This is a genomic window from Enterovibrio nigricans DSM 22720, assembly GCF_900167155.1.
In the GTDB taxonomy this organism is placed as follows: Bacteria; Pseudomonadota; Gammaproteobacteria; order Enterobacterales; family Vibrionaceae; genus Enterovibrio; species Enterovibrio nigricans.
This window is the reverse complement of record NZ_FUXU01000123.1, coordinates 1-7340: the sequence shown is the minus strand read 5'-3', so window position 1 is coordinate 7340 and position 7340 is coordinate 1. Positions and strand designations below refer to the sequence as shown.

8 protein-coding genes and 1 pseudogene are annotated in these 7340 nt (G+C 45.6%); 8 read left to right on the top strand and 1 reads right to left on the bottom strand.

Translation table 11 applies throughout. The annotated features are described in order from the left end of the window. Positions 1–263 (bottom strand): IS6 family transposase (locus B5D35_RS21885; protein ID WP_139367832.1); only part of this gene is annotated, 263 nt, incomplete at its 3' end. 191 nt (positions 264–454) lie between these two features. On the opposite strand from B5D35_RS21885, the gene B5D35_RS21880 reads away from it, so the two are divergent. The 8 genes and pseudogenes from B5D35_RS21880 to B5D35_RS21845 form a co-directional block, all read left to right on the top strand. After that, entirely contained in the window at positions 455–1066 is a 612-nt protein-coding gene (locus B5D35_RS21880) for a thermostable hemolysin (RefSeq protein WP_078754566.1), read from the top strand. 80 nt (positions 1067–1146) lie between these two features. Beyond that, the gene (locus B5D35_RS21875; RefSeq protein ID WP_078754565.1) at positions 1147–2706 is read left to right on the top strand and encodes an AMP-binding protein; all 1560 of its coding nucleotides are present in this window, start codon (positions 1147–1149) and stop codon (positions 2704–2706) included. Between the two features lie 25 nt (positions 2707–2731). Further along, a complete protein-coding gene (locus B5D35_RS21870) occupies positions 2732–3415 on the top strand; it encodes an iron-containing redox enzyme family protein (protein ID WP_078754564.1) in 684 nt (227 codons plus the stop codon). Between the two features lie 8 nt (positions 3416–3423). Then, on the top strand, positions 3424–4218 hold the full coding sequence (locus tag B5D35_RS21865) for an SDR family oxidoreductase (protein ID WP_078754563.1): 795 nt from the start codon (positions 3424–3426) through the stop codon (positions 4216–4218). A gap of 14 nt (positions 4219–4232) precedes the next feature. Continuing rightward, complete coding sequence (locus tag B5D35_RS21860; protein WP_078754562.1) at positions 4233–4868, top strand: tetratricopeptide repeat protein; 636 nt, start codon at positions 4233–4235, stop codon at positions 4866–4868. 3 nt (positions 4869–4871) lie between these two features. After that, a complete protein-coding gene (locus B5D35_RS21855) occupies positions 4872–5528 on the top strand; it encodes a response regulator (RefSeq protein WP_078754561.1) in 657 nt (218 codons plus the stop codon). Next, positions 5518–6942, top strand: coding sequence for a sensor histidine kinase (locus B5D35_RS21850; protein ID WP_078754560.1), 1425 nt, complete (start codon positions 5518–5520; stop codon positions 6940–6942). Before B5D35_RS21855 ends, B5D35_RS21850 begins: the two co-directional genes overlap by 11 nt. Positions 6943–7118: 176 nt before the next feature. Next, positions 7119–7340, top strand: a pseudogene (locus B5D35_RS21845) (IS6 family transposase); the annotation flags it as partial.

Sequence of the window (7340 nt, the reverse complement as noted above, 5' to 3'; positions counted from 1 at the left end):
ATCCAGCGACCTTTGACTTTGACGTAGGTTTCATCGAGTTGCCACGATGAGGCCTGGGTTGGCTTCCAGTACCACCGTAACCGACGTTCAATTTCAGGCGCGTATTTCTGTACCCAACGATAGATTGTTGTATAGTCGACATCGACCCCTCGTTCCTCAAGCATTTCAGCCAGTTCGCGGTAACTCACCCCATACTTACAGTACCAACGGACGGCCCAGAGGATAACTTGGCCAGAAAAGTGACGCCCTTTGAAATCAGTCATGCTTAATAAACGACGAGAAGTGTGGCACTAGATTGCCTGAATACCAAAACTTTGCAACAGAGCCAATATTGATGGTGCAGATTACTCAGTGCTCTTTACAGAATAATTTATTTACAAACACTCATTCCTTAAGGGTTTCTTAAGTTTCGCGTTTTATTTTGTTAATAACTACTCAAACAAAGGAAGCGCTCATGAAACACCATGCACAAACTTCTGCAGATGGCTTTACTTTAGACATCGTTTATCCGATGCATCCGCTTTGGAGCCAAGTTATCGAGCATGTTTCTCAGCGTTATCAAGAAGCATTCTTTGCCGAGCTGAAACAATTTATGCCGGCGTATTTAACCCTCATTGAAGGCGGTCAAATTATTTCCGTGTGCGGCTTTCGCATCGCCGAAGATGAGCCCTTGTTCCTTGAACAGTATTTAGAAGACGACGCCCAAAAGCTGGTTTCTAACGTATTTAACTGCGACGTAAAACGTTCGAACTTAGTGGAATTCGGTCACTTGGCGTCTTTCGCCAAGGGCATGTCGTCTCTGCACTTCTACCTCATCGCAGAAATGCTGGTCAATCTCGGTTTTGAATGGTGCATCTTCACCTCGACAGACCCACTTCACGCCATGATGGCGCGCCTAGGATTGGAGCCTTATATCATCGCGCAGGCCGATCGAAACAAAGTCCCCGATGCCGAGTCCTCTTGGGGGGCATACTACGAACATCAACCGCGTGTGTTAGCTGGCAATTTGCAAAAAGGACTCGAATGTCTTCGATTAGTCCAAGAAAGAAACCGCAAACAAGCCTAGATAGAAAAGTAAACGTCGTTAAAACCGCAAGCACAACCAGAACAACTTGGTTAAACACCACGCCAGAATATAGGTGATGTATGAATATTCTCCTCGATGTCATTACAAAATGGGCAAAAACGACACCAGACCGAGTAGCGCTTGTCGGCTACGAAGCGAATCAAACGGTTGAACTAACTTACTCTGAAGTGTTAAACAAGATCGAACTCGTTGCCGCCGAGCTTATTGCACAGAACATCAAAGCACTCGCGCTACGCGCAGAAAACAGTATCGATTGGGCCATTGTTGATTTGGCGGCGATGGCGGCAGACATAGTCGTCGTACCTATTCCGACTTTTTTCTCTGATGCACAAGTTGAACATACGTTAGAGCAATCAGGCGTCGATGCTTTAGTCGGCGATTGGCAATCATGGTTGGCATCTAATCCTAAGCAAAGCTTTAACCAGCAAGACCATCCGCTTTCCATTGCAAATTTGCCTTTGCTGCGTCGTAGCCAGTTGAGAGATGAAGATACACAGGTGGCTTATCTACCAGAAACCGGAAAAATCACATTTACGTCTGGCTCGACTGGTCAGCCTAAAGGCGTGTGTTTAAGCAATGATCATTTGTGTTTGGTAGCGAAATCGCTCGCCGACGCAGTAAACGGCACGGCGCACTCACACTTAGTGCTGCTTCCGTTATCGACGCTTCTCGAGAACATAACCGGCGTTTATGTTCCACTCATGTTGGGCGTGACGTCATATATTTTACCCGGAGAGCAAACCGGCTTACTCGGTTCAAGCCAATTCGAACCGCGTCTGTTTGCACAAGCATTAGCGACCATCAAACCAGAAAGTTTAGTGCTAACACCGGCTTTATTGCTTGCGCTCATTCATATCGCGAAACAGCAGCCCTCTCTTGTGGATTCTCTCAAATTTGTTGCTGTTGGCGGCGCAAGAGTGTCGTCGCAACTGATTAACACCGCGCATGCGCTGAACATCCCGGCGTTTGAAGGTTATGGCTTGTCTGAATGTGGCTCCGTCGTTTGTTTGAATACACCAGCCGTATATAAAGCAGGAACGTGTGGCAAACCGCTTCCCCACGCTCAGATTCGTATCGCGGAAGATGGTGAACTGCTCGTCAAAGGCAATGTTGCACTTGGCTATTTGAATGAGCCGTTTACTCAAGAGTGGTTAGCAACTGGCGACTTAGCCCAAATTGACGCGCAAGGCTTTGTCACTCTCTCGGGGCGCAAGAAGAACCTTATCGTCACCACATACGGCAGAAATGTCTCACCGGAATGGATTGAATCAGAAGCGTTGGCGTTTTTGCCGATGACGCCACTGTTCGTTACAGGCGATAGCCAACAAACATTATGTGCTGTCATTACCAATAGCGAAGACGTCGAAACAAAGGTTCATGCATTAAACCGAACCCTACCCGATTACGCTCAAATCCGAACCTTATTGCTGCTGGACAACCCACGAGCCATCTCTGGTTGGTACACGGATAGCGGCAAGCTAAAACGAAATCAAATCGAACATGATGTGGCTCATTTATTAACTAGTACAACACCTGAATTAACACTGGAAGCGCAAAAGATCCAACGTATCGATTTGCCATTTCAGCAACACATTACGTCTTTCCAAACTGCACTTTAGTTAACGGCTTCTTAAGGAGAAGGTTATGACTTTATTTTTCGAACAACTCAAACTAAGCACTATCGCAGCTCAACAAGAAATGTTAACAGCACCAGTCATCGCAGATGTTCAGCAAGGCAATATTACCAAAGAGATGTATATCGCCTTTCTCACCCAAGCTTATCATCACGTTAAGCACACTGTTCCTTTGCTGATGGCGTGTGGAGGTCGACTATCTGGCGAATACGAATGGGTACGAGACGCCATTGCCGAGTACATAGAGGAAGAGAAAGGCCATCAAGAATGGATTTTAAATGATATCAAAGCGTGTGGCGGCGACGCCGAAGCAGTGCGCAATAACAAAGAAGCAGGCCAAGTCAGTGCGCCTATTGAACTCATGGTTTCATACCTTTACTACAACATTGACCGCCATAACCCACTTGCTCTGTTTGGTATGGTATGGGTATTAGAAGGTACTAGTGTTGGCATTGGTGGCTCAATGGCAGAAAAAATCCAGTCAACGCTTAGTCTACCACCTTCAGCAATGACTTATCTAATTTCACACAGCGTTATAGACCAAGATCATCTGCAATTTTTTGAGTCATTGATGAACAAAATCACCAAAGTGGAAGACCAACAAGTCATCATCGACTCCGCAAAAATGGTGTTTGCACTGTACGGACAAATGTTGCGTTCTTTGCCTTCTTTCTCAACCCAGCAAGCGGCATGAGGTTAAGCATGATCATTAACAACAGCACTATTCTTCTAACAGGCGCAACGGGGGGAATTGGGCAAGCCATCGCGCAAGAATTAGCAAAACACGGTGCGAGCCTCATACTTGTAAGTCGAAACGAAGAGAGCTTACAAACACTACAACGTGAACTGCTGAATCCAGAACGCCATGACCTACTAGTTGCGGACATCACGTCACCAGAAGGATTAACCGCCATTAAAGATCGAGCGCGTCAGCACCAAAAAGTGGACGCTCTGATTAACAATGCGGGCAGCAACGACTTCTCGTTGTTAAGCCACAAACGACCAACGCAGATTGCAGATGAGATCCAACTCAATCTCGTTGCGCCGATACTGCTGTGTCAATCGGCGTTGACGTGGTTAAAACAGCCTGGGTTGATTCTCAATATTGGTTCAACATTCGGCTCAATTGGCTATCCTGGCTATACCTCCTATTGCGCGGCAAAAGCGGGATTGCACCGTTTTACCGAATCACTCGATAGAGAACTGTTCGCCACCGGAATTCGAGTGCTGTATTTGGCACCAAGAGCAACAGAAACCTCGCTCAATAGCGATGCCGTCAATGAAATGAATCGACGGCTGGGTAACAAAACAGACTCCACACAAGTTGTTGCCGATCACGTTGTCACCATGTTGGAAAAAGAAATTTCCGCGAAGTGGATTGGTTGGCCTGAAAAGCTTTTTGCTCGCATCAATCAATTGCTTCCAAGCGTGGTTTCCTCAGCGATTCGCAAGCAACATGAAACCATTCACCAATACGTAAACCGAGTCAGTAACTAAAGAGGAACTAGACGATGAATACCAAACAACTACTTTGCGCTTTGACGGTTTGTTCAACGTTAGCTTCGACCGCTGCGTTGGCAGCTAATATTCCACTGCACCAGGTTCAAAAGAAATGGGCGGAATGCCAATACAGTACGCCCGATGGTGACGAAAAGGTACAATGCTTCCATCACGCGATTGACAAAACCAATATTTATCTCGACAGAGAACCGGGCAATCCCGAACTCACCGTTTGGCTGGCAATCAATAAAGCATCGCTGGCTGGTGCTCAAGGTGGCTTGGGTGCACTATCACTCGCCAAAGAAGCCAAATCTTTACTCGAAGGGGTCATCGCAACTTCACCGCAAACGCTTGATGGCTCTGCATACACTAGTTTAGGTTCTCTGTATTACAAAGTTCCGGGGTGGCCAATTGGCTTTGGTGATGACGATAAAGCCGAAGAAATGTTGAAAAAAGCGTTAGAGATCAATCCAAAAGGCATCGATCCGAACTATTTTTATGGAGACTACCTTGCAGAAGAAGGTCGAGACAAAGAAGCGAAAGTGTATTTGACTCGCGCAATACAGGCGTCACCTCGCCCTGACCGACCTTTGGCTGATAAAGGTCGAAAACTGGAAATTGAAGCGACTCTTGGGAGTTTGAAATAATCCATGCGCTTATTACTCGTAGAAGATGACAAACTACTCGGTCAATCCATGGTGACTTCATTAAGTCGCCATGGATACACCGTGGATTGGATGGAAAAAGGGGCTGGCGTGACTAGCGCACTCAAAACAGAAGCGTTCACTGCCGTGATTTTGGATCTCACTCTCCCCGATATCGATGGATTGGAAGTTCTGGGTAATATTCGTAAAGGCGGATTTAAGCTCCCAGTGATGATACTTACCGCCCGGGACGACATTCGCGATCGCGTCCAAGGCCTTGATAGCGGCGCAGATGATTACCTCGGAAAACCGTTTGCACTCGAAGAATTGCTCGCTCGCTTGCGCGTGTTGATTCGCCGTCAATCCGGTAGCGCAGAAGAAATCATTCAGGTTGGGCAGTTGTCTTTATCCTTGTCAGAACAAAGTATTCGCTATGATGATGCGCCGCTTAAACTCACGCGCAACGAATTTAAAATCCTCACCAGTTTGATGACTAACGCCGGACGCGTACAAAGTAAGGAGCAATTGCAACAATCGCTACACGGCTGGGATGAAGGCTCAAGCGACAATGCTATCGAAGTTCATATTCACAATTTGCGTAAAAAAGCGCCCAAAGTGGTCATTAAAAATATTCGCGGTGTAGGGTACATTCTTGAAAGATAATAAACCATACTCGCTCAAACGTCAGTTAACTCTATCAGTAGGCGTGTTGGTAAGTGTTCTCTTACTCATCTCACTTTATTTCAATTTCCAATCTGCGAAGCACGAAGTCGAAGAAGTTTATGACGCTAGGCTTGGACAATCCGCAAAATTAATGTTGCTGACGCTCTCGATTTCGACCGAAGAGAGGACACTCGCTAGCCATCGAGAATTATTTAATGAGTGGATGGAAAACATTGAGTCAATGTCAAAGTCTGACGACGACAATGTCACAACGTTCGGCCATCCTTATGAACAAAACTTGGTTTTTCAATTCTATCGAGACAACACGCTGATCTGGAGCTCTGATCAAGGCTTGCACGCACTCTCTACATCCTTTGATAATAACGGCTACGCTGATATCGTAAAAGACGGTACACAATGGCGTACATTTCAGATTTCACTGCCACAAACAAAACATGACAATGAGTACGTCGTGGTTGCAGAAAAATACAATATACGTAGAGAGATCATCCACGAAATTGCCCTATCCACATCAATAGAACAATTGCTGATACTACCAACTTTGTTGCTTTTGCTGTTTTGGCTGATCAATAAACATTTCCGACCAATTAATGACCTGCGCACTGCCATCACACAAAAAAACGCACACCGATTAGATCGCATTCATATAAAAGACAACACCGTTGAACTCGCACCACTTGTCGATTCACTCAACTCTCTCCTCTCTGAACTAGAGTTAGCTAGGCAAAGAGAGAAACGCTTCACACGTGCTGCAGCACATGAGCTAAAAACCCCACTAACAATCCTTCGTCTTAACGTAGAAAATGCACTTGAAAGTAATGATCCGGAGCAACTGAGAGGAGATTTACATAATATTCTGCAAGGCATTGAACGCACTGACCGCCTTATCCATCAGCTACTGACTTTAGCTAAAGTAGATAGCTTATCAGAACTTGCATTCGACACCGTTGAGCTAACCCCTTTGTTGCAAATCGTTGTTGCTGATTTGGCACCGTTAGCATTGAAGCATAAGCAAGACATCAGTTTATCATCTTCCAACATCGCTATATCAGGTGATCGAATGTTGTTAGAGGTGTTATTTCGTAACCTCGTCGATAATGCGATTCGTTACTCCGGCGAACACAGTGACATCCAAGTCAGCGTCATAGATAAAAATAATACAATCAAAGTTTTAATTTCCGATACTGGTCCAGACATCCCGAAAGAAACTCGTGAAAGAATCTTCGAACAGTTTTATCGGGGTCATTCCGAATATGGCGACGGTGCGGGTTTAGGGATGTCAATTTGCAAAGACATTACAGCACTACACGGTGCAACACTTGAGCTCATTCCCAGAGAAAATAGTAGGAATATGTTTGTAGTAGAGTTCCTAAAGTATGGAGAAAGAGCATAAGTAGATTTCATCAAGAAATGTGCTTATCAGGCCCACATTAGTATTTGTATGATCATTTTTATTAATAGTGTTTGATTGAGTATTTAGTCTAACAAATAATGGGGCAATTTTGGGCTCCGTTGCAAAGTTTTAAGTTTCAGGCAATCTAGTGTCACCTTCCTCGTCGTTTATTAAGCATGACTGATTTCAAAGGGCGTCACTTTTCTGGCCTGGTTATCCTCTGGGCCGTCCGTTGGTACTGCAAGTATGGGGTGAGTTACCGCGAACTGGCTGAAATGCTTGAGGAACGAGGTGTCGATGTCGACCACACCACTCTCTATCGTTGGGTGCAGAAATACGCCCCTGAGATTGAACGTCGGTTACGGTGGTACTGGAAGCCAACCCGGGCCACTTCGTGG